Below are 22,656 nucleotides of genomic sequence, written 5' to 3'. Positions count from 1 at the left end.
ACTCGTCCTTGGCTACTTGTTCTCGGGCTCCGCGCGCTCCAGGTAACGATACAGGGTGCGGCGGCTCACGCCGAGGATCTCGGCGGCGCGCCGCTTGTTGCCCCCGGTCTCCGTCAGGACCCGGTCCACGTACCGGTACTGGACCTCCTCCAGCGGGGGCAGCTCGGCGGGGCCGAGCAGGGGATCCCCCTCCCCGGCGGTATTGGGAGGCGGAGCCGGGGAGGCCTCCTGGATCCGGTCGGGGAGGTCGCGGACCTGGATCCAGCCGTCCCGGCAGAAGGTGACCGCCCGTTCCATGGCATTGCGCAGCTCGCGAACGTTGCCTGGAAAGCTGTAGCTCTTCAAGCACCGCAGGGCCTCCTCCGCGATGCCCACGTCCCCCCGTCCCAGCTCCTGGCTGAACTGGGCGATGAAGCGTCCGGCCAGGATCTCCAGGTCGTCCTCGCGTTCCCGCAGCGGCGGGATGGTAAGGGCGAAGGTCTCCAGCCGGTAGAAGAGGTCCGCGCGGAAGATGCCTTCGTTGACCTTCTCCCCCAGGGGCTGGTTGGTGGCAGTGAGGACACGGACGTCCACGGTCTGCTCCGTCTCGCCCCCCACCGGCCGGATCTTGCCGTCCTGGAGCACCCGCAAGAGGGTGGCCTGCAGGGGCAGGGGCATGTCCGCCACCTCGTCAAGAAAGAGGGTGCCGCCGTCGGCCTGGGCCAGCAGGCCCTTGCGGCTTCCCACGGCGCCGGTGAAGGCCCCGGCCTGGTGGCCGAACAGCTCGCTCTCCATGAGCTCGGCGGGGATGGCGGCGCAGTTTACCGCGATGAAGGGCCCGGCGGCCCGCCGGCTCTCGGCGTGGATCGCCCGGGCCAGCAGCTCCTTGCCGGTGCCGCTCTCGCCTTCGACGAGCACGGGGCCGCCGGCCTGGGCCAGCTGCACGGTCTTCTCGAACAGGGCCCGCATGGACGGGCTCTGTCCGATGATGCCGTGGAAATCGGTGGCGTCCCGGGCCTTGCGGTAGCCCACCACCTCCTGACGCAGGCGGCGGCCCTCCATGGTGCGCCGGACCCGGATCAGGAGGTGGTCCAGGTCCAGGGGCTTGGTGAGGAAGTCGTCAGCGCCGGCCTTGAGGGCCTCCACCGCCTGGGGAATGGTCCCGAATGCGGTGATGAGGATGAAGGCCGGCGGCTCCTGGCGCCCGGTAACCTCCCGCAGGAAGGTCACCCCGTCGGTCCCCGGCAGCCAGAGGTCGCACAGGATCAGGTCCGGCGGGTCCCGGTCCAGGTGCTGCCGGGCGGATTCGGCCTCCTGGACCGCCTCCGTCTCGTAGCCGGCCTCGGTGAGCTCGTCGGCCAGAAGGGCGGCCAAGTCCGCATCGTCCTCGACCACGAGGATGCGGCCGGGATTATCCATCGTTTTCCCCCGTTTCGGGCTCGGCAGAAGGGTGGGCCCTGGGGAGGCGCAAGACGAAGGCCGCGCCGCCCAGGGGGCTGTGCTCGATGTGGATGGTTCCGCCGTGCTCCTCCGCCACACCGTGGACCAGGGCCAGCCCCAGGCCGCTTCCCTGCCCGGGCGGCTTGGTGGTGGAGAAGGGGTCGAAGACCCATTCCCGGCGTTCCAGGGGGATCCCGGGGCCGTCGTCCTCCACGGTCAGGACGGCCTCGTCCCCCTGGATTTCCCAGCGCAGGCCCACCCGGCCGCCCGGGGTGGCCTGCGCGGCGTTGGTGAGCAGGTGGGTGAGGGCCTGCTCCCCCCGCACCGGATCGATCTCCACCATGGGCGGGGGCTGGGGCGTGTGCCATTCGAGCTCGACGCCGGTCTCCGCATACAGGTCCCGGACCGAATGGATGGCGGCCCGGGTCAGCTGCTCCGTGGAAATTGGGCGGGGCGCCCCCCCGGGCTGCCGGCCGAAGGCCAAGAGCTGCTCCACGATCTGGGTCATCCGCCCGGCCTGATCGCGGATGCGCTCCAGCCGTTTCCGCTGGCCCGCATCCAGACGCTCGTCGCGCAGGAGGCGCTGAGCGGTGCCGTCCACCACGCTCAGGGGGGTGCCCAGCTCGTGGGCCACGCCCGCCGACAGGCGGCCGACGGCGGCCATCTTCTCCGACTGCTGGAGCTCCCGCTGGAGGCGCTCCTCGCTGATGCGGCGCTCCCGGATCTCCGCCTGGTCCTGCTGCATGCGCCGGAGCATGCCGTTGAAGGTCCGGCTGAGGTCGGCGATCTCCCGGGGCCCGGTCTCGGAAGACCGGTGGTCCCGGTCGCCCGCCGCCACCCGGTTCATGCTCTGGGCCAGGCGGGTGAGAGGCCGGCCCACGGCGAAGTGGTGGCCCAGAAGCGTTACCAGCATCAGGATCACGGCCAGCCCCGCCAGGCCCGCCAGGCCGTAGCCGCGGAGCTGCTGGAGGTACCCCTGGATCTCGCTGGCCCGCCGGGTGATCTGGACCAGGCCGTTGTTGCGACCGGAGCCGTCGGTCAGGGGAACGAAGTAGCTGTAGACCTCCCGACCTCCCATCTCCCCGTAGGTCCCGCCTTCCTGGCCCGCTTCGGCCCGCTCGGCGATGTCCTCCCGGTCGGGCTCCTTGGCGTAGGCCGCGGCCCCGGCCGCCGCCACCCGCTCGCCCGACTCGTCGTACAGGTAGGCGCCGTAGACCCGCCCGAAGCTGAAGGCCGATTCCAGGGCGTTCTCCAGAGTGCCCTCCCGGCCCCGCTCCATGGCCCGTCCCAGGGGCTTCTGCAGGGTCCGGCCGATCAGCTCCAGGTCCTCCTTGAGCCGCTTCTCGCTGAGCTCCTCGAGCGCGCCGACGCTCACGGAGCCCACGGTGCCGATCAGCAGGAGGAGGGGGAGGGCGACGTAGAGGAGGAAGGCGAGGCGAAGATCCATGGGATTTCCTGTGCCAGTTATGACGCATGTGAAATTCTGGCACATAAGGTGCGCCCCTTGAAGCCGGGTCACGGGGGCGCCGGGTTAGGGGAAATTCATTTTTAAAACAGATCCTTGGTTTTTGTGAGGGGGGTGGTTTTCGGGTTGGCATGCCCGTTGCTCCGGGGAGGGTGGCCATTAACCCGAAACGGAGGTGATCCGTATGCAGGAAGAGAAACGGTTCCGCCCGGGAGCGATGCTCGTGACCGGTCTGGCCACCGCCATGCTGGCGGGAGGCGCCCTGGCCCAGCCGGGCATGGGCGGCGGCCAAGAGCGCGCCGAGGAGGAAGGACCCGCCGCTCCGGGGGCCGGTGGCGCCGGCGGTGATGCCCCGGTGGAGGGGGCGCCCGGAGCCGGGCAGGGCCCCGGTGGTGGGCAGGCCCCGGGCGGTGGACAGGCCCCGGGCGGTGGACAGGCCCCGGGCGGTGGACAGGCCCCGGGCGGTGGACAGGCCCCGGGCGGTGGACAGGCCCCTGGTGGCGGACAGGCCCCGGGCGGCGGCCAAGCCCCCGGCGGCGGCCAGCAGGGTGGTGCCGGTAACTCCGGCGACGTCTACGGGGACGACCAGGAAAGCGATGGCGGCTCCACCTGGGAATAAGCCCTTTCCGAACCAAAGGATACCTTCATGATTCCGATGCCGAACCGTAAAACCCTCGTTGTTCTAACGGTCGCCTGCATGGTGGGTGGCTTCTCCTCGGCGGCCGTGGCCCAGCAGCAGGGCCCCGGTACCCAGCAGCCCGGCGGCCAGCAGCAGGGTCCGGCGGGCCAGGGCGCGCCGGGCCAGCAGCCCGCGCCTCCCGCCCAGACCGCCCCGGCCCCGAAGGACGTCAGCGACGCCGACCTGGAGAAGTTCGCCGCCGCCTACGGGGAGCTCCGGCGCATCCAGGAGGAGCACGCCGGCGATCTCGGCCAGGCCGGAAACGAGGAGAAGGCCCGGAAGATCCAACAGGAGATGCAGACCAAGATGGCGGACGCCATCGAGGCCCAGGGCCTCAGCCTGCAGGAGTACAAGGAGATCTTCGACGCCGTCCGCCAGGACCAGGAGCTGACCCAGAAGGTCACCGAGATGGTCGAGGAATAGACCCTCGACGCTATTCCCACAGGACCAAGGAAGCAGAGAATGTCTGATAGCAAGCACCTCCGTGGAACCACCCTGCTGTTCCTCGCCGCCTGCCTCTTCGGCGGGCTCGCACTGGCCGGCTGCGACCAGGCCGGGCAAGGGGGGAATGGAGAGCCCATGGTGAACCCCGACGAGAATGGTGAGGGCCCGGGTGGGGCCGGCTTTGGTCAGGATGGCGAGGACCAGGGCGGCTCCGGAATGGGTCAGGAAGATAATGGAGGCAGCACGGGTCAGTAGGCGGTCCCACGGGTCTTCCGCTGATTCCTTACCCATGGGGCGGGCTACAGGCCCGCCCCGTTTGCGTTTTCCGTTTGGCCATCGTTCAGGGGAAGCCCCCTTTCCGGTCCTTCGGGATACACTTCCGGGCTCTCCTTATGCCGGGTTTTGGCTGTCCGTTTGCCTATGGGTCTGAGAGACGGCACGCTGCCAGGAGAACCAGGAGGCCCCTTATGGGGTGGACGGGGTAGCTAGGCGGAGGGTCAGGGAGGAGGCGAGGCATGCGTTCCTGGGTGAGGAGCAGAGGGTGGAAACCGTGGATCCTGGCCGTTGTGGCGGTTTTGGTGGCGGGCTGCTACACCGTGCCGGAGACCGGGCGGCGCGCCCTGATGCTGGTGCCCCAGGAGCAGATGGTCTCCATGGCCGCCCAGTCCTTCGAGCAGATCAAGGCGGAGGAGCCGGTCTCCGAGGACCCTGCCGCGCGGGGCCGGGTAACGGAGGTGGGCGCACGCATCGCTCGGGTGGCCGCGGAGGATACTCGGCTGGCCCCGGAGGAATGGGAGTTCGTCGCCTTCGCCGACGAGCAGAAGAATGCCTTCGCCCTGCCGGGCGGACAGGTGGGCGCCTACGAGGGGATCCTGGAGGTGGCCGAGACCGACGCCCAGCTGGCCACGGTCATGGGCCATGAGGCGGCCCACGTCGCGGCCCGTCACGGCGGGGAGCGCATGTCCGAGCAGCTGCTCGTGCAGATGGGGGGGATCGCCCTCGCCCAGGCCCTGAACGAGAAGCCGGGCCAGACCCGGCAACTGTTCCTGGCCGCCTATGGGGTCGGCGCCCAGGTGGGCATCCTGCTTCCGCACAACCGCAACCAGGAGCTGGAGGCGGACCGCATCGGCCTGCTCTACATGGCCCGGGCGGGCTACGACCCCCGGGCCGCGGTGGATTTCTGGGAGCGCATGGAAAAGGCCACCGAGGCGGGGGGTGAGCCGCCGGTGTTCCTCTCCACCCATCCGCCCCACGGCAAGCGCATCGAGCGGCTTCGGAAGTGGATGCCCCAGGCCATGGAGGCATACCGGGCAGCCCGGGAGCGGGAGGCACGCCGGTGGGCCGCGTTGCCGTGATCGGTTGCCGGGCCACGGACTGACGGCTCGCCGTTGACCGGAAAAGTTGCAAAAATTATGCTGCTTTTCCCATTAACGATCCAGCCAGGAGTGGTCCAATGACCAAGCCGCGCTCCCAGGGATGTCCCCGTATCGTGCTCCTCGCCCTCCTGATGGTTCTGGGGGCGGCGCCCGTGACCGGCGGGGCCGAGCCGCAGGCGGTGACCGGGGATCTCACCCCCAAGCTGGACCGCCTCCTGCGGGAGGAGATGCAGGCCATCCAGGAGTCCATGGCCACGGCCTTCGCGGCCTTGGTCACCGGGGACCACGACACTGTGGCTGAGGAGGCGCGGGGGATCCATGACAGCTTCATCCTCAAGCGGTCGCTGACCGAGGAGGATCGCCGGGACCTCCGGGCAGCGGTCCCCGAGGGGTTCGTGCGGCTGGACAAGCGGTTTCACGCGGCCGCGGCGGAACTGGCGGAGGCTGCCGAGGAGGGGGACGCTAACCGGCAGCTGGAGGTGTACAACCGCATGACCCGGGACTGCGTCGCCTGCCACAGCCGCTATGTGACGGGGCGCTTCCCCGGCCTGGATGGGGCGGACTGAGGGTGGCTCGGGCCCCTGCGGGAACCGGGGCCGGGGCGTAGGAGCCTAATGGGTTCTCAGGCAATCGTACCGGTCCCCCGAGGTGGTGGCCGCGGGTGCCGACTGGGCACAGGTTACAGGGCACCGCAGACGTGCGATGATCGTAGGTTTTCCCGCGGGCGCCCCGGGCGTCCGTCCGCTGCCGGCAAGTATAGGAGCGCATAGTGGCAACGGTCGACCTTACCAAGGACAATTTCGAGTCCACGATCATGGACAACGACATGGTTTTCGTGGACTTCTGGGCCTCTTGGTGCCAGCCCTGCAAGACCTTCGCGCCCACCTACGAGGAGGTCTCCGAGGACTATCCGGACATCGTCTTCGGCAAGGTGGACACCGAGAACGAGCAGGAGCTGGCCGGCCATTTCGGCATCCGCTCCATCCCCACCCTGATGCTGTTCCGCGAGCAGGTCATCATCTTCCAGGAGTCGGGCGTTCTGCCGCGCGAGGGCCTGGAGAGCATCATCCAGCAGGCCCGCGACCTCGACATGGACCAGGTCCGCAAGGACATCGAGGAGCAGCAGAAGCAGCAGGGCGGCGAGGGCTGAGTCCTCTGCCCGGGGCAGTTCTGCATCCAAACAAAATCGGGCCCCGGGAAGGGGCCCGATTTTGTTTTTGGTTCTCTGTTAAAAGCGGCCATTGCCTGTAGGAGCCCGCTTTAGCGGGCGATCCGGGCTTGGGCGCCGGTGCCTGCTCAAGCGATCGCCCACTAAAGTGGGCTCCCACGGGAAAATGGGCCTTATCTAACCAAGCAGGACTGCCGCCCCTATTTGCCCGCCTCGATACGCCGCTTGCGCTCCTCGTTGAAGTCGAGCATGCGCTTCAGGGGCTGCCAGGCCTTACGCGCGGTCTCGGGGTCCACGTGGATCTCGTTGGAGCCCTGCTCCAGGGTGGTGACGAGGTTGGAGAGCCCGTTCATGGCCATCCAGGGGCAGTGGGCGCAGCTCCGGCAGGTGGCGCCGGCTCCGGCGCTGGGGGCCTCCAGGAAGGTCTTGCTCGGGGCCACCTCCTGCATCTTGTGGAAGATCCCCCGGTCCGTGGCGACGATGAAGGTGTCCGCGTCCAGGTCCTGGACCGCCTGGATGAGCTGGGTGGTGGAGCCCACCACATCGGCCAGCTCGATCACCGGCTCCGGGGATTCCGGGTGTACCAGCACCTTGGCGCCGGGGCGCTCGGCCATGAGGGCCTCCAGCTCCTGGGCCTTGAAGTGGTCGTGCACCACGCAGGAGCCGGGCCACAGCAGCAGCTCGGCGCCGGTGACCCGTTCGATGTAGTGGCCCAGATGCTTGTCGGGGCCGAACAGCACCTTCTCGCCGCGCTCCACCAGGTGCCGGACCACGTCCACGGCGATGGAGGAGGTCACCACCCAGTCCGCCCGGGCCTTTACCGCCGCCGAGGTGTTGGCGTACACCACCACGGTGTGGTCGGGATGGGCATCACAGAATGCCGTAAACTGGTCCGCGGGACAGCCGAGGTCCAGGGAGCATTCCGCCTCCAGGGTGGGCATCAATACCCGCTTCTCGGGGTTCAGGATCTTGGCCGTCTCCCCCATGAACCGGACCCCGGCCACCACCAGGGTGCTGGCGGGGTGGTCGTGTCCGAAGCGGGCCATTTCCAGGGAATCGGCCACGTGCCCGCCGGTCTCCTCGGCCAGGTCCTGCAGGTCCCCGGAGGTGTAGTAGTGGGCCACCAGGACGGCATCCCGCTCGGCGAGGAGCCGCTTGGCCCGCTCCACCAGGTCCTGACGCTCGGACCCGGACAGGGCGCGCTCCCGATCCTCGGTGGACAGCCCCTCCGGGAGCTGGTCGTCGGTCACCTCGGGGATGGTAATCGTGGCATCCATCGGCGTTCTCCTTGCTTCCCCATGGGGGCAGAGCGTGCGATCCCCGCTTGAACCGCAAAAGTCTACCCGTTCCCTTGGACCGGGCCAAAGCCGAAAATTTCCGACTGGATTAATAAGGATAGCATCATGGGTAAGCTCATCGACGGGGTCTGGCAGAAGGAGGCCTTCGCGCCGGAGACCGAGGGCGGGCGCTTCGTCCGCCCGGACAGCCCATTCCGCGGCTGGGTGAGCCGGGACGGATCCACGGGCTTCCCGGCGGAGCCGGGCCGCTACCACCTCTACGTGTCCCTCGCCTGTCCCTGGGCCCACCGGACCCTGATCTTCCGCAAGCTCAAGGGTCTGGAGGAGGCCATCAGCGTCTCCGTGGTGGACCCCATCATGGGCGAGGAGGGCTGGCACTTCTCGGAAGGGCCGGGCTGCATTCCCGACACCGTCAACGGCTGCGCCTACCTCCGCGAGGTGTACGTGCGGGGCGATCCCCACTACACCGGGCGGGTGACCGTGCCGCTGCTGTGGGACAAGCAGGCCGGCACGGCGGTGAGCAACGAGTCCGCCGACATCATCCGCATGCTGAACAGCGCCTTCGACGACTACGCCGATGCCGGGGTGGATTTCTACCCCGAGGAGCTGCGTGCGGAGATCGACGCGGTGAACGCCTGGGTCTACGACGACATCAATAACGGCGTCTACCGCACCGGCTTCGCCCAGACCCAGGAGGCCTACGAGGAGGCCTTTGATTCCCTGTTCGCCGCCCTGGACGCCGTGGAGACCCGACTGGCCGAGTACCGCTACCTGGTGGGCAACCGCCTCACCGAGGCGGACTGGCGCCTGTTCACCACCCTGGTGCGTTTCGACCCCGTCTACTACGGGCACTTCAAGTGCAACCGCCAGCGCGTCACCGACTTCCCCAGTCTGTCGGGCTACCTGCGCGACCTCTATCAGGTGCCCAAGGTGGCGGAGACGGTGAACCTGGACCACATCAAGCGCCACTACTACGGAAGCCACCCCACCCTCAATCCCACCGCCATCGTCCCCAAGGGACCGCTTCTGGACTACGGCGGGTGGCACGACCGGGGCCGCTTCCCCCACGAGGGACCGCCGCTGGGGTGACGGTCGCACCCTTCTGGGGCAGGCTGGCCCTTTGGGCCCGGGTGTCCGGGGAGAAACGGGGCCTCCGGGGGGATCCGGGGGCAGTGGCAGACGGTTGAGGAAGCAGGGGGGCAGGCGCATGCGCTGGAAGACCGGTTTGGCGGTGGCCCTGCTGGTGCCGGTCCTGTCCGGCCCGGCGGGGGCGGCCGGGGAAGACTCGGGCACCGGGGACGACAACGGCGTTGGCAAGGAGCTCGGCGAGCTGGCCCGGGAGATCGAGAAGGAGACCCGGAGGCAGGGGCGCTACCTGGGCGAGAAGCTCGGCGAGTGGGCCGAGGAGGGGGGCTCCTGGGCGGAGGACCGCGCCCTGCAGGCCCGGGTGAAGACCACCCTCTCGGGCGTGCTGGGGGCCGCCAGCATCACCGCGGTGGACGTGGACGTCACCGAGGGGGTGGTCACCCTGCGCGGCGAGCTGGCGGACTGGGAGCAGGTGGCCCGGGCCGTGCGGGCCGTGGAGCAGATCGACGGGGTCCGCCGGGTGATCTCGGAGCTGACCGCCCCCGGCAGCGTCTGAGCGGAGCCGGAGCGTGGCAAGGGGGATGCGGCGTGGTGCCCGGAGGGCTGGCGCGGTTCGGCCGGAACAGGAGCCGGAAGCTTCAGCCCAGGCCCGGAGCACGCCTCGCGGCACCCCGCTGTGGGTCCTCCTGCTGATCCTGGTGCTGCCCGTCCTCGGCGGCTGCACCCGGTTGTTCTTCTATCCCGACCGGGAGCTGGTCCTGAATCCCGCTACCCTGGGGCTGGAGTTCGAGGAGGTCCGTCTCCGCTCCGGGGACGGGGTGTCCCTGCACGGCTGGTACCTGCCGGCGGAGACGGAGGATGCCGCCGGAAGCGTCCTGTTCCTGCACGGCAACGCGGAGAATATCAGCAACCATCTGCCGGGGGTGGCCTGGCTCCCGGAGCGGGGCTTCAACGTCCTCCTGATCGACTACCGGGGGTACGGCCGTTCCGAAGGTGCCGTGTCGTTGAAGGGCGCCCTGGCCGACGTGGAGGCCGCCCTGGCCTACCTGGCCGAGCGCGAGCCCCCGGAGCGCCCGCTGGCCGTCCTCGGGCAGAGCCTCGGCGGTGCCCTCGCCCCCTACGCCGTCAGCCGTTCCCCCCACCGGGAACGGGTACGGGCCCTGGTGGTGGATAGCGCCTTCGCCAGCTACCAGGGGATCACCCGCGAGAAGCTGGCCTCCACTTGGCTCACCTGGCCCTTCCAGTGGCTGGCCTGGAACGTGCCGGACCGCTACAGCCCGTCCGGGGCCATGGCGGAGCTAGCCCCCATCCCCGTCCTTATCACCCATAACCGGGGCGACCGGATTATTCCCGTCCGCCACGCTTGGGAGCTTTATTGGGCCGCCGAGGAACCCAAGCGGATCTGCCTGTTCCCGGCGGGCGGGCACGGAACCACCTTCCTCCGCCCCGAGGCGCGGGATCTCCTGGCGGGCTACCTGTGGCGCCGCTTTGGACGGCCCGGGGAGCCCCCCCGATCCGAGAACGGGGTGCCCCGTTTCCGTATTGACACCCTATAAGGCCGGTGGTCCTAATGCCTTTGTGAAAGTGAGCACTAACAAATTGAGGGATAGGGCCATGTGGAGAAAGACTTTCCTGATCGCCGGCGTGGCCGCCTTGCCGGCTTTCCCCGCGGCGGCGGAGGAGGACAGCACCGGCTGCGGCGTCGGCACCATGCTGTTCGACGGCAAGCAGGGCATCGCCCCCCAGGTTCTGGCGGTGACCACCAACGGCATCCTCGGGAACCAGACCTTCGGTATCACCTCCGGCACCCTGGGGTGCGAGCAGGACGGGGTGGTCCGCTCGAAGGAGGAGATCGCCAAGTTCATCGACGACAACATGGAGGCCCTGGCCGGAGACATGGCTTCCGGTGGCGGGGAGGCCCTCGCCTCCCTGGCGGATCTTATGGGAGTGGCGGAGGAGGACCGGCCGGCCTTCTACCGCTCCGCCAAGGAGCACTTCGCCCGCATCTACGCCGATGAGGAGGTGGTGGCCGGCGAGGTGATGGAGAACCTGAACGAGGTGCTCGCCGAAAGTCCCCGTCTGTCCGGGTACACCCTGACCTGAACGGGGGCCATCCGGACCGAGCTCAAGCGGCCCCCGGGGCCGCTTTTTTTGCCTGCGCGCCGGGGTTGTGGTGGGCCGATGCCGGGGTTCTCACCCTGACCCAAGTGTTAAGGCGGCCCCTCGGGGCCGCCTTTTTGCTGGGCGGACGGTGGGGCGGGTTTCAGATGGCGCGGGCCTGTTCGGCGGCGTTGCCGAGGTAGTTGGCTGGGGTCAGGCTTTTCAGTTTTTCCTTCTCGCTATCGGGAAGGGGGAGGGTCTCCACGAACTCGGCGAGTTTGTCGGCGTCCACCGCCTTGCCGCGGGTGAGCTCCTTGAGCCGCTCGTAGGGGCGGTCTACGCCGTTGCGGCGCATGACCGTCTGGATGGGCTCGGCGAGCACCTCCCAGGCGCCGTCCAGGTCCTCCGCCAGACGCTCGCGGTTGATCTCCAGCTTATCCAGGCCGCGCAGAGCGGAGCGGTAGGCCAGCAGGCTGTAGCCGAAGCCGGTGCCCATGTTGCGGAGCACCGTGGAGTCGGTGAGGTCGCGCTGGAAGCGGGAGATGGCCAGCTTGCCGGACAGGTGGTCGAGGGTGGCGTTGGCCAGCCCCAGGTTGCCCTCGGCGTTCTCGAAGTCGATGGGGTTGACCTTGTGGGGCATGGTGGAGCTGCCCACCTCCCCGGCAACGGTGCGCTGCTTGAAGTAGCCGAAGCTGACGTAGCCCCACACGTCCCGGCACAGGTCGGTGAGCACGGTGTTGAAGCGGCTCATGGCGCCGAACAGCTCGGCCATGTAGTCGTGGGGCTCGATCTGGGTGGTGTAGGGGCTCCACTCCAGGCCCAGGTCCTCCACGAAGCGCTCGGCCACGTCCGGCCAGTCCACCTCCGGGTAGGCCACCATGTGGGCGTTGAAGTTTCCGGTGGCGCCGTTGATCTTGCCGCGCACGGGGCTCTCCGCCACGGCGGCGCGGGCCTGCATGAGCCGGTGCGCGAGCACCGCCAGCTCCTTGCCCACCGTGGTGGGGGTGGCGGGCTGGCCGTGGGTGCGGCCGAGCATGGGCTCGTCGGCCCAGGCGTGTGCCTGCCCGCGCAGCCGGTCGATGAGGCCGTCCACCACCGGCAGGAGAACCTCGGCGCGGGCCTCCGCCAGGGAAAGGCCGTGGGCGAGGTTGTTGATGTCCTCGGAGGTGCAGGCGAAGTGGAAGAACTCCGCTCCCGCGTCCACCTCGGGCAGCTCCACGGCCCGCTCCTTGAGGTAGTACTCCACCGCCTTGACGTCGTGGTTGGTGGTGGCCTCGATCTCCTTGATGCGCTCCGCGTCCACCAAGCCGAAGTTGGTGACGATGCGGTCCAGGAAGGCCTCGGCCTGCTCGGACAACGGGGGGACCTCCGCCACCGCCGGCTCGGCGGCCAGGGCCTTGAACCAGGCCACCTCGACGCGAACCCGGTTGCGGATCAGCCCGTATTCGCTGAAATAGGGCCGCAGGTCGGCGACCTTGGGCCCGTAGCGTCCGTCCAGGGGGGAAACGGCGGTAAGCGCGGAAAGCTCCATTCCGACGACCTTCTTCGTGAACAAAGGCATGATACTTTACCATGCCCGGCGGCTCGGCTCAGGGGGCGGCGGCCCGGTACGCGACAAAAGGGGAAACCGCATGGAACAACTGAACACCTTCCTGGAGTCCGTCGGCGGGGTCCTCTGGACCCCGGTGATGCTGGTGCTCCTGCTCGGCACGGGGATCTTCCTGACCATCGGGCTCCAGCTGCTGCCCCTGCGCAAGCTGGGCTACGGCTTTCGCCTGCTCTGGGCCGGGATCCGCCCTGGGGCCCAGAAGGGGGAGGGCGAGATCACGCCCTTCGGCGCCCTGATGACCAGCCTCTCCGCCACCATCGGCACCGGCAACATCGCCGGGGTGGGGACCGCCATCCACCTGGGCGGGCCCGGGGCCGTGTTCTGGATGTGGATGACCGCCCTGGTGGGCATGGCCACCAAATACGCCGAGGCGGTGCTGGCGGTGCGCTACCGGGAGGTGGACAGCCGCAACATGCACGTGGGCGGGCCCATGTACTACATCAAGAACGGCCTGGGCGCCCGCTGGCAATGGCTGGGGGCGGCCTTCGCCCTGTTCGGCCTGGTGGCCGCCTTCGGCATCGGCAACACCGTGCAGTCCAACTCCGTGGCCGACTCGATGCACCAGGCCCTGGCGGTCCCCCATTGGCTCACCGGCACGGTCATGGCGGCGGTGGCCTTCGCCGTCATCGTCGGCGGCATCGGCCGCATCGCCCGGGTGGCGGAGGCCCTCGTCCCCATCATGGGGGTCATCTACGTGCTCGGGGCCCTGGCCATCCTGGGCTACCACTACACCGAAATCCCTCAGGGCCTGGCGCGGATCGTCACCGACGCCTTCACCGGAACCGCCGCCGTGGGCGGTTTCGCCGGGGCGGGGGTGATGGCGGCCATCCAGTTCGGCGTGGCCCGGGGCCTGTTCTCCAACGAGGCGGGCCTGGGTTCGGCGCCCATGGCCCACGCCTCCGCCCGCACCGACGATCCCGTGCGCCAGGGGATGGTGGGTATGCTGGGCACCTTCATCGACACCATCGTGGTCTGCACCATGACCGCCCTGGTGATTGTCACCACGGGCGTCTGGGACAGCGGCGAGACCGGGGCCGGCCTCACCACCACCGCCTTCAGCCAGGGCCTGCCGGGCCCGGGCGATTTCGTGGTGGCCTTCGGGCTCGTGGTCTTCGCCTTCACCACCACCCTTACCTGGGCCTTCTACGGCGAGCGCTGCCTGGAGTTCCTGGCGGGCGTGAAGCCCCTGAAGGCCTTCCGCCTGATCTGGGTGGTGGGGATCCTGAGCGGGTCGGTGGCCAGCCTGGAGCTCATCTGGAACCTGGCGGATATCACCATGGCCCTTATGGCCTTCCCCAACCTGGTGGCGCTGGTGCTGCTGTCGCCGGTGGTGTTCCGCATCAGCCGGGACTATTTCCGGGGGACCGAGGCCAAGGCGGTGGGCTAGGCCCCGCCCGGGCGGTTGCACCGGCCCGATGGGGCCCACCCCCACCACCTTGGAGGTTCAGGGCCCGGGCACGTTGCGCTACCCTTGAGCATCTAGGGTTTGGAGCCCCCCGGCGCCCCCGGGCCTTCCCCATTCCCCCGCAAGGATGATGGGATCATGAGAGGGGCCCGGGGACGCCGGCCTCCCACCCCGCCGACCCCGACCGCCACCGGGAGTTATCATGGCCATCATCGAGGAAGTCTCCTCCCCCTTCGAGGACCAGCGCCCCGGTACCTCGGGCCTGCGCAAGACGGTGGAGCAGTTCTCCCAGCCCCGCTACCTGGAGAACTTCATCCAGGCGGTGCTCGATACCTGCACGGAGCTTCAGGGCGGCACCCTCATCCTTGGGGGCGACGGCCGCTACTACACCGAGACGGCCATCGACACCATCCTGCGCATGGCCGCGGCCAACGGGGTGGGGCGGGTCCTGGTGGGGCGCGACGGCCTGTTCTCCACGCCGGCGGTCTCCGCCACCATCCGGCGACGGGGGGCCGCCGGGGGTCTCCTACTAACCGCCAGCCACAATCCGGGCGGACCGGACGGGGACTTCGGCGTGAAGTACAACATCGCCAACGGCGGCCCCGCCCCGGAGCCGGTGACGGAGGCCATCTACGCCCGCTCCCTGGAAGTCCACGGCTACCACATTACCCAGGAGCACGCCGAAGTGGACCTCTCCCGGGAAGGGGCCGCCGAGGTGGAGGGCATGCCCGTGGAGGTCATCGACCCGGTGGCCGACTACCGGGCGCTCATGGCCGAGCTGTTTGATTTCGAAGCCCTGCGGGACCTGCTCGGCTCCGGGAGCTTCTCCATGGTCTTCGACGCCATGCACGGCGTCACCGGCCCCTACGCCAAGGCCCTCCTGGAGGAGGACCTGGGCGCGCCGCGGGGGACGGTCATCAACGGCGAGCCCAAGCCGGATTTCGCGGGGTGCCAGCCCGATCCCAATCCCACCCACGCCCGGGACCTCATGGAGCGCATGTTCCGGCACGACGCCCCGGACTTCGGCGCCGCCTCCGACGGTGACGGCGACCGCAACATGATCCTGGGCCGGCATTTCTTCGTGAATCCCTCCGACAGCCTGGCGGTCATCGCCGACCACCTGGACGCCATCCCCGGGTACCGGGGCCGGGTCTCCGGCGTGGCCCGCTCCATGCCCACCAGCCGGGCGGTGGACCGGGTGGCCGAGGCCCGGGGCTACGAGTGCTTCGAGACCCCAACGGGGTGGAAGTTCTTCGGTAACCTCCTCGATGCCGACCGCGTCCAGCTGTGCGGGGAGGAGTCCTTCGGTACCTCCTCCGACCACGTGCGGGAGAAGGACGGCCTGTGGGCCGTGCTGGCGTGGCTTTCCATCCTCGCCGCCAGCCGGGAGTCGGTGGAGGCGGTGGTGCGCGGCCACTGGTCCCGGTACGGGCGCGACTTCTACAGCCGCCACGACTACGAGGGGCTGACCAGGGACCAGGGCGAGCGCCTCATGGCCCACCTCCGCGACCGGCTCGCCGGTCTGGCGGGGACCCCCACCGGGGCCGGCCCCCGCGTCACCGAAGCCGACGAGTTCAGCTACACCGATCCCATCGACGGCCACACCACCACGGGCCAGGGCGTCCGCCTCTGGTTCGACAACGGCGCCCGGGCCGTCCTGCGCCTGTCCGGGACGGGAACCGACGGTGCCACCCTGCGGATCTACCTGGAGACGTGGGAGGCCGAGCCGCTGCGGCAAAACGACGAATGCCGGGACGTGCTGCGGGACGTCGCCGAGGCGGTACGGGAGGTGGCGGAGGTGAAGGCCATCACCGGCCGCAGGGAGCCGAGCCTGGTGGTCTGAGAGGGGAAAGTCGAGGGAGGAGGACCGGCCGCGGGCTGCGGGCCCCGCAGCCACCCCGGGCCGGGCGGCCCAGGGGTAACGGGCGAGGCTAATGCCGGCCTATTCCAGGAGCGTCAGCGGGTTCAGCATGCCCACGAAGGTCAGCAGGTTGGCCTGGGAGAAGCGGGTGACGTCCACGATCATGTACTCGGTCTCCACGATCAGCTCTTCGGTGTAGACGATCCGGTCCGCCATCTCCCCGATGCGGTCGGCCATGACGCCGATCTGTCCCTCCGTGTAGAGCACCCCCTCCAGGCTGGCGATGTAGACCCGCTCGCCCGTGGACAGGGTGGAGGTGTAGATGTTCTCCCCGCTCTCGATGGTGTCGGAGAAATAGCTCAGAAGCTCCGGCTCGATCACGGCCACGAGGATGTCGATGTTGCAGCAGCCGTCGAAGAAGGGGAGCAGCAGGACCTCCCCGCCGAAGGTCAGGTCCGCGTAGACGAAGTTCTCGTCCTCGCTGGTCTCGGCGTACTCGAAGGTGTCCCCGGAATACAGCTCCAGGTCCATGGCCTGTGCCGGGGCTGCGAGGAAGGCGAGGGCCAGGACGGCGGACAGCAAAATCTTCCGCATGAATTCCCCTTTTGGATTAAGTAGATTAGAACCCTCTAAAATACAGGAGCCCCGCACCCCCTGAAATCTCGCCCGGAAAGGGGTGGGTGCTGTCCGTTTGTTTCGCTGTCCTGGGAGGTGAAACGAGGGGTCTACGGGGGTGGACAAACCGGGACGTCCCGGGACACGAACGCGTGGCGTTCGGGGGCCTTGCCTTGGGGGCGGTAGGTTGTCCGGCGGGCTACGCGGCCGCGGGAAGGGCGATCCGGAAGGTGGCGCCCGGCCCCTCGGGGTTGTTCCAGGCCTCCAGCCGGCCGCCGTGGCTCTGGACGATGGACTTGACGATCCAGAGGCCCAGGCCCAGTCCCTTCTCCTTGGTGGTGAAGAAGGGCTCCAGGGCCTCCAGGTCGAGGCCCTCGGGCAGGCCCGTGCCGTGGTCGATGACGCGGATCTCCGCCCCTTCCTCGGTCCTCCGGGTGCGCAGGATCAAAGGCCCGGGGCTTTCGGGGTTCCGCTCCCGGCAGGATTCGATTCCGTTGCGGGCCAGGTTGAAGACGGCCTCCTGCAGCTGGATGCCGTCCGCCTCCACCGGGGGCAGGTCCTGGTCAAGGTCCAGCTCGATGGGGGGGACCTTCCCCGCGTGGCCGGTGCAGATGAAGGGCACCAGCTCCCGGATGAGGGGATTAACCTCCAGGGGCCGGAGATCGGGACTCTGTCCCTTCAGGAAGTTGCGGATCTGGGTCAGTATCCCCGAGGCCTTCTGGGCCTCGCTCCCCATCCCCTCCAGGAGCTCCTGGATCTGGGAGGGCATGGCGCTCTTCTGGGCGAGCAGCTGGGTGCCGGCGGTGGCGTAGTTGCTCAGGGCGGTGAGCGGTTGGTTGAGCTGATGGCTGAGGACGGAGACCAGCTCGCCCATGGAGATCAGGCGGCTCATGCGGTTCAGCTGCTCCAGGTAATGCTTCTCCCGCGCCTCGGCCTCCTTCTGGGGGGCGATGTCCACCCCTACCGCGGAAAGCCGCTCCACTTGCCCGTCGGATTCGGAGTGGGCCAGCACGGTCATCAGGAAGGGCCGCTCCTTTCCCGTGACGTCCACCAGGGGGACCTCCCCCGTCCAGGACCCTTCCTCCCGGGCTGCGGGCACGGCCTCCCGCTGCATGACCTCCTTGAAGGTGTGGTCCCCCGTGAGCGCGCTGACCGGGGTGGCCCCGGGCTGGTAGTCCCCCAGGGTCTCCCGGGCGAAGCGGTTCTGGTAGAGGACCTTGAAATCGGTGCTGCACAGCACCACCGGCCCGGGGAAGGCCTCCAGGATGTCGGCGACCCGCTGCAGGGAGCGCTCCGTCTCCTTGAGGTGGGTGACGTCGGTGACGAAGGCCACCGAGTGCTGCGGGGCGCCCTCCGGATCGTAGGAGGTGCTCACGTTCGCCACCACCGGTACCCGCTCCCCCGCCCGGGTGAGCAGGCTGATCTCGTACCGCCGCGTTTTCGCCTCCCGGCGCCGGGTGGCTTCCTCCCAGAAGGTGGGTCGGTCCGCCGGGTCGATCCATTCGTCGGGGCGGGTGCCCAGCAGATCCTCCCGGGACCGTCCCAGCATCTCGCACAGGGCGCCGTTCACCTCCACGGTTTCCAGGGTCTCGAAGTCGCCCATCCATAGCCCCTCGGGAGAGGCCTCCAGGATCTCGCGGAGCTGGTGCTCGCTGGTTCGGAGACGCCGCTCCGTGTGGTGGCGTTCGGTCACGTCCCGGCACACGCCGATCACCCCGTGCAGGTGGCCGTCGGTGTCCCGGTGAGGGAGCTTGAGGATCTGCAGCAGGACCCATTCGCCCGAGTCCCGCTGCAGCCAGCGCTCGGTGACCTGGGGGCGCTCTTCCGTGAGCACCTTGCGGTCGGTGGCCGTGCAGTGCTCCGCGAGCTCCGGGGGGATCACCTCCCGGTCCCGGACGCCCAGGACCTCGTCGCGTCCCTTGCCCACCCGCCGCAGGAACTCCGTGTTGCAGGTTTCGTACACCCCCTGCCGGTCCTTCAGGAAAACCGCGTCGGGGAAATGCTCCACCAGGGATTCCCGGAACCCGCGGGCGGCGTTCAGCTCCGTCTCGGCGGAGACGTCCCGCAGGGCGATGTGGGCCCAGGGCCCCTCCTCGGTCTCCAGGGCCGTGGCTTGCAGCTCGAGGACCCGGGAAGGGGAGGTCCGGGCGCGCAGGGAGGCCGACCGCTCCCGGGTGAGCCGGTCCAGGAACTCGTTCAGGTCTCCTTCGGGCTCCGGAAAGAGGTCGGCCAGCGGGGCGCCTTCCAGGGCCTCCCGGGACTCCTCCAGGAGGTCGCAGGCGGCGGGACTGACCCGGAGGACGGTGCCTTGGTCCGGGTCGGCCAGAACCTGGGGCAGGGGGGCGTGCCGGAAAAGCTGGTCGAAAAGGGAGGTCCCTGTGGACGTATGGGACTCGGTTCCACTAGCGCTCTTCATGGTTCCCCCCTTTATTCCGAACAACTGTTGGCCGGGGCGCCGGCCCCTTGCCCCCGGAGAAGGTCGGCCCACGAGAGCTCCGGGGGCCGGCATCGAGGGCCATGCCCTCCTTATAGCCTGTTATAAAACCGATTGAAACACCAAACCCCTGGTTGAAATTCGGGGCGAGGGCCGCGCCGGGGCGGTGGGGGGCTTTGTATGGCACCGGAATCCTCCGGTTCCTTCCAGGGCTCGAGGTGGGCCCGGACGCGTGGGGGATGACGCGTGGGGGATAGCGCGAACGATCCCCGGCCGGGCCCCTCCTTCGTACCCCGTGAGAGAAGGGAATTAGGGACTTCTCCCTTCAGCTTACCCGCAAGGGCCGCCCCCCCTTCAATGACCGTGTCCAGGTTCCCGGGCCGTGGGCTAGGCCCGCGGGGGGTCTTCCTTCGGCCCCCCGGCTGTCGCCTCCGGCCCTGGGCAGTTTCCCTTACGCATTCAGGCATCTGCCGTACACGGGGCGTGCGGGGCGTCGCCGTCCGGCGCCAGTGCGACCGGAGAGCACCCAGGTCCCTTGGTGCCTTCTCCAGGGGATTCAGCCCTCTACGAGGTTGGCCCGCCTTTTGCTCTACCCCGTCCCGAGTGCAAATCCCCGCTCGGGAGGTTGAGTGCCATGCGCACGATTTTCGCTTTTCTGGTCAGTCCATTGGCGGGCGTTACCGTATTCTTCATGGTCTGGCTGGCCTCGGGCCTGGCCATGAATTGGACGGACGGGGGCGGAAGCTCCCTGGCCCCCGAGGATCCGGTGCCGGCTTGGGCGCTGGGGGCCTATCCCGTGGTCCTGCTGTTGAGCGTGCCCCTGTTCCTGGAGATCCGGGCCGCCATTGGCTGGACCTTCTGGAGCCTGTTCGTGGCGGCTGTCGCCGTCTATCCCTCTGTGCTGTTGCTGCTCGGCTACGCCGGGGTGGAGTTCCACAGCCTCATGCGGGGCTGGCCCGATTGGCTGGGGGTGGTGGTGGCGGCCCTGGTGCACGCCGAGCTGTTCCTGGGGATCATCCATTCGCGGGAGAAACGGTATTTCTACCGGTGATGCCCGGTACGGCTCGGGGTGCGCCCCTGGACCTGCGCCCGGAGCCGGATCGGCCCCGCCCTCGCGGCCCCATGGGAAGGCCCGCCCACGGCTGACGCCGACTCCCGCCGGTGCGATGGTGGAAGAAGCGACCACCGCTCCGGGGGCCCGTCATGATCGAGCTGACCGTAAACGGCCGGCCGTGCCGCGTGGAGGCCGGGGACAGCCGGGCCCTACTCTGGGCCCTGCGCCACGATCTGGGGCTGAAGGGCACCAAGTACGGTTGCGGGGTGGGGGTGTGCGGGGCTTGCGTGGTCCAGCTGGACGGTCGCCCGGTGCATGCCTGCACCACAACCCTCGCCGAGGCCCGGGGCCGCGCGGTGACCACCATCGAGGGGCTGGCCGCGGAGCCCGACCACCCCGTGCTCCGGGCCTGGCTGGATGAGCAGGTGCCCCAGTGCGGCTTCTGCCAGCCGGCCCAGGAGGTGGCCGCCGCCGCCCTGCTCGCCCGGCATCCCGAGCCCACCGAGGCCGAGGTGGATGCGGCCCTGGGGCCGGTGCTCTGCCGCTGCGGTACCTACCCCCGCATCCGCCGGGCCGTGCACCGCGCCGCCCGCTACCTCCGGGAGGGCGTTCCCGCCCCTTCCGGCCACGGGCCTGCGCTGCAGCGGCCGGGGCCCGCTCCCGACCCCGGGGTAGTCCTGAACCCCTGGGTGCGGGTCCACGAGGACGACACGGTGACGCTGACCGTGGGATGCGCGGAGATGGGGCAGGGGGCGCTTACCGGGCAGGCCCTGCTGCTGGCGGAGGAGCTGGAGGTGGATCCCGCCCGGGTGCGGGTGGTGCTGGCCCCGGCCCATCCCGACTACACCAACCCGCTCCTGGGGCGGCAGGTGACCGGCGGCAGCACCTCCATCCGCGGGGCCTGGGGGCCCCTGCGGCGGGCCGGCGCCGCGGCGCGGGAGGTGCTGGTCCGCGCGGCGGCGGAGCGGTGGGAGGTTGCCCCCAACCAGTGCCGGGCGGAGTCGGGCGCGGTCCTCCATCCCGACACGGGGCGCCGGGTCGGTTACGGCGAGCTCGCGCACCGCGCCGTCCGCCTGCGCGCGCCCCGGGACCCCGTCCTCAAGTCCCCGGAGCGGCTCCGCCTGGTGGGTCGCCCCGTCCCCCGCTTCGACGCCCCCGACATGGTGACCGGCCGCACGGTCTACGGTCAGGACGTGGACCTCCCCGGCATGCGGGTGGCGGTGGTGCGGCGCAGCCCCGCCCACGGCGGGCGGCTGTGGGACTACGACGATGCCGATGCGGCCGAGGTGCCGGGCTTCCATCGGGCCGTGCCCCTGGACTATGGGGTGGCCGTGGTGGCCGCCGATTTCCCCGCCGCCGAGGCCGCCCGGGACCGTCTCCGCGTGGACTGGGATCCCGGCCCGCTGGCCGGGCTGGGGAGCGCGGCGGTCCACCGACGGCTTCGGGAGGGACTGGAGCGGTCCGGGGAGGCCCGGGGGCTCCTCGGGCGGGCCGAGGAGGCGCTGGGGATGGCCTCCCGGGTGGTGGAGGCGGATTACGCCACCCCCTACCTCGCCCACATGCCGCTGGAGCCCATGAACTGCACCGCGCGGGTGGAGCAGGAGCGCTGCGAGGTGTGGGTGGGCAGCCAGGCCCCGGGGGACGCCCGGCAGGCCGCCGCAGAGGCGGCGGGTTTGCCCCCGGAGCGGGTCCAGGTGCACAGCGCCTTCCTGGGCGGCGGCTTCGGCCGGCGGCTGCAGACGGACTTCGTGCGCGAGGCGGTGGCGGTGGCCCGGCACGTGGAGGGTCCGGTGCAGGTGCTGTGGACTCGGGCCGACGACACCCGCCACGATTTCTACCGCCCGGGGCACGCCGCCCGCCTGCGCGCGGCCGTGGACGACGAGGACCGGCTGGACGCCTGGTGGATGCGCATCGCCGGCCCCCGCATGGCGCTCGGGGGGATCTCGGTGCCCTACGACCTCCACCACTACCGCGAGGAGCGGGTGGAGGCGGACCCCGGCATCCCCACGGGGCCCTGGCGCTCCGTGGAGGCCTCCAACAACGCCTTTGCCATCGAATCCTTCGTGGACGAGCTCGCTGCCGCGGCGGGCCAGGACCCCCTGACCTTCCGCCTCGACCACCTGACCGAGGCCCCCCGCCACCGCGCCGTGCTGGAGGAGGCGGCCCAGCGGGCCGGCTGGGGCCGGGCGGCGGCGGGCCGCCACCAGGGGCTGGCGGTGTACCGCTCCTTCGGCAGCATCGTGGCCGAGGTGGTGGAGCTGGCGGTGGACGCGGCCGACCGGGCGACGGTGTACCGGGTGACCGTCGCCATCGACTGCGGACGGGCGGTGCAGCCGGACGGCGTCCGGGCCCAGATGGAGGGCGCCGTGGCCTTCGCCCTCTCCGCCACCCTCCACGGCGGGATCACCTTCGCCGACGGCGCCACCGTGGAGGCTACCTACGCGGACCAGCCCATCCTCACCCTGCCGGAGATGCCGGCGGTGGAGGTCGCCATCCTGGAGGGCGGCGGGGACCTGGGCGGCGTGGGCGAGCCCGGTGTGCCGCCCTTGGCCCCCGCGGTGGCCAATGCCCTCCATGCGGCCACCGGCCGGCGCCTGCGGGAGTTGCCCGTGCTGGACCGGGAGGGTCGCCTCCGATCGTAGG

20 protein-coding genes are annotated in these 22,656 nt (G+C 69.9%); 14 read left to right on the top strand and 6 right to left on the bottom strand.

Going from position 1 to position 22,656, the window contains the following annotated elements:
- Positions 1-12 precede the first annotated feature (12 nt).
- A complete protein-coding gene (locus AN478_RS13070) occupies positions 13-1,398 on the bottom strand; it encodes a sigma-54-dependent transcriptional regulator (protein WP_054967054.1) in 1,386 nt (461 codons plus the stop codon).
- Positions 1,391-2,866, bottom strand: coding sequence for a sensor histidine kinase (locus AN478_RS13065; RefSeq protein ID WP_054967053.1), 1,476 nt, complete (start codon positions 2,864-2,866; stop codon positions 1,391-1,393). Before AN478_RS13065 ends, AN478_RS13070 begins: the two co-directional genes overlap by 8 nt.
- Positions 2,867-3,068: 202 nt before the next feature.
- Between AN478_RS13065 and AN478_RS14175 the strand changes: the two genes are divergently transcribed.
- The 6 genes from AN478_RS14175 (at position 3,069) to trxA (ending at position 6,533) form a co-directional block, all read left to right on the top strand.
- A complete protein-coding gene (locus AN478_RS14175; RefSeq protein ID WP_176758705.1) occupies positions 3,069-3,503 on the top strand; it encodes a hypothetical protein in 435 nt (144 codons plus the stop codon).
- Positions 3,504-3,539: 36 nt separating this feature from the next.
- Positions 3,540-3,986: a DUF4168 domain-containing protein gene (locus AN478_RS13055; RefSeq protein WP_143004017.1), complete on the top strand. Its 447-nt coding sequence runs from the start codon at positions 3,540-3,542 to the stop codon at positions 3,984-3,986.
- Between the two features lie 39 nt (positions 3,987-4,025).
- Positions 4,026-4,262: a hypothetical protein gene (locus tag AN478_RS13050; protein ID WP_054967050.1), complete on the top strand. Its 237-nt coding sequence runs from the start codon at positions 4,026-4,028 to the stop codon at positions 4,260-4,262.
- Positions 4,263-4,522: 260 nt separating this feature from the next.
- The gene (locus AN478_RS13045; protein ID WP_054967049.1) at positions 4,523-5,362 is read left to right on the top strand and encodes a M48 family metallopeptidase; all 840 of its coding nucleotides are present in this window, start codon (positions 4,523-4,525) and stop codon (positions 5,360-5,362) included.
- A 98-nt stretch (positions 5,363-5,460) separates the two neighbouring features.
- Positions 5,461-5,949: a cytochrome c gene (locus AN478_RS13040; RefSeq protein WP_054967048.1), complete on the top strand. Its 489-nt coding sequence runs from the start codon at positions 5,461-5,463 to the stop codon at positions 5,947-5,949.
- 203 nt (positions 5,950-6,152) lie between these two features.
- Positions 6,153-6,533, top strand: a complete 381-nt coding sequence (trxA, locus tag AN478_RS13035; RefSeq protein WP_054967047.1) for a thioredoxin — start codon at positions 6,153-6,155, stop codon at positions 6,531-6,533.
- 218 nt (positions 6,534-6,751) lie between these two features.
- Here the strand turns inward: trxA and nadA are convergent, their stop codons facing one another.
- Positions 6,752-7,828, bottom strand: a complete 1,077-nt coding sequence (nadA, locus tag AN478_RS13030; protein ID WP_054967046.1) for a quinolinate synthase NadA — start codon at positions 7,826-7,828, stop codon at positions 6,752-6,754.
- Between the two features lie 126 nt (positions 7,829-7,954).
- Between nadA and AN478_RS13025 the strand changes: the two genes are divergently transcribed.
- The 4 genes from AN478_RS13025 to AN478_RS13010 all read left to right on the top strand — a co-directional run bounded on the left by AN478_RS13025 (position 7,955) and on the right by AN478_RS13010 (position 11,038).
- Positions 7,955-8,938, top strand: coding sequence for a glutathione S-transferase family protein (locus tag AN478_RS13025; protein WP_054967045.1), 984 nt, complete (start codon positions 7,955-7,957; stop codon positions 8,936-8,938).
- A 118-nt stretch (positions 8,939-9,056) separates the two neighbouring features.
- A complete protein-coding gene (locus AN478_RS13020) occupies positions 9,057-9,491 on the top strand; it encodes a BON domain-containing protein (protein ID WP_054967044.1) in 435 nt (144 codons plus the stop codon).
- A 13-nt stretch (positions 9,492-9,504) separates the two neighbouring features.
- Entirely contained in the window at positions 9,505-10,491 is a 987-nt protein-coding gene (locus AN478_RS13015) for an alpha/beta hydrolase (protein WP_143004018.1), read from the top strand.
- A gap of 58 nt (positions 10,492-10,549) precedes the next feature.
- Positions 10,550-11,038, top strand: a complete 489-nt coding sequence (locus AN478_RS13010; protein ID WP_054967042.1) for a DUF3015 domain-containing protein — start codon at positions 10,550-10,552, stop codon at positions 11,036-11,038.
- Between the two features lie 160 nt (positions 11,039-11,198).
- Here the strand turns inward: AN478_RS13010 and purB are convergent, their stop codons facing one another.
- Positions 11,199-12,566: an adenylosuccinate lyase gene (gene purB / locus AN478_RS13005; RefSeq protein WP_054967041.1), complete on the bottom strand. Its 1,368-nt coding sequence runs from the start codon at positions 12,564-12,566 to the stop codon at positions 11,199-11,201.
- Between the two features lie 100 nt (positions 12,567-12,666).
- Here purB and AN478_RS13000 point away from each other — a divergent pair, with 100 nt between their 5' ends.
- Together AN478_RS13000 and AN478_RS12995 are read left to right on the top strand one after the other, a co-directional pair.
- Entirely contained in the window at positions 12,667-14,031 is a 1,365-nt protein-coding gene (locus AN478_RS13000; protein ID WP_054967040.1) for an alanine/glycine:cation symporter family protein, read from the top strand.
- A gap of 220 nt (positions 14,032-14,251) precedes the next feature.
- Positions 14,252-15,892, top strand: a complete 1,641-nt coding sequence (locus tag AN478_RS12995; RefSeq protein WP_054967039.1) for an alpha-D-glucose phosphate-specific phosphoglucomutase — start codon at positions 14,252-14,254, stop codon at positions 15,890-15,892.
- Positions 15,893-15,991: 99 nt separating this feature from the next.
- Here the strand turns inward: AN478_RS12995 and AN478_RS12990 are convergent, their stop codons facing one another.
- Together AN478_RS12990 and AN478_RS12985 are read right to left on the bottom strand one after the other, a co-directional pair.
- Entirely contained in the window at positions 15,992-16,504 is a 513-nt protein-coding gene (locus tag AN478_RS12990; RefSeq protein WP_054967038.1) for a hypothetical protein, read from the bottom strand.
- A 220-nt stretch (positions 16,505-16,724) separates the two neighbouring features.
- A complete protein-coding gene (locus tag AN478_RS12985; protein ID WP_054967037.1) occupies positions 16,725-18,941 on the bottom strand; it encodes a PAS domain S-box protein in 2,217 nt (738 codons plus the stop codon).
- A 652-nt stretch (positions 18,942-19,593) separates the two neighbouring features.
- Here AN478_RS12985 and AN478_RS12980 point away from each other — a divergent pair.
- Positions 19,594-20,010 (top strand): hypothetical protein, encoded by a 417-nt coding sequence (locus AN478_RS12980; protein ID WP_054967036.1) that lies wholly within the window; start codon positions 19,594-19,596, stop codon positions 20,008-20,010.
- Between the two features lie 152 nt (positions 20,011-20,162).
- Positions 20,163-22,655, top strand: coding sequence for a molybdopterin cofactor-binding domain-containing protein (locus AN478_RS12975; RefSeq protein ID WP_054967035.1), 2,493 nt, complete (start codon positions 20,163-20,165; stop codon positions 22,653-22,655).
- The last annotated feature ends 1 nt before the right edge of the window (position 22,656 follow it).

Source organism: Thiohalorhabdus denitrificans, from assembly GCF_001399755.1.
Classification (GTDB): Bacteria; Pseudomonadota; Gammaproteobacteria; order Thiohalorhabdales; family Thiohalorhabdaceae; genus Thiohalorhabdus; species Thiohalorhabdus denitrificans.
This window is presented reverse-complemented; position numbering and strand designations above follow the sequence as displayed.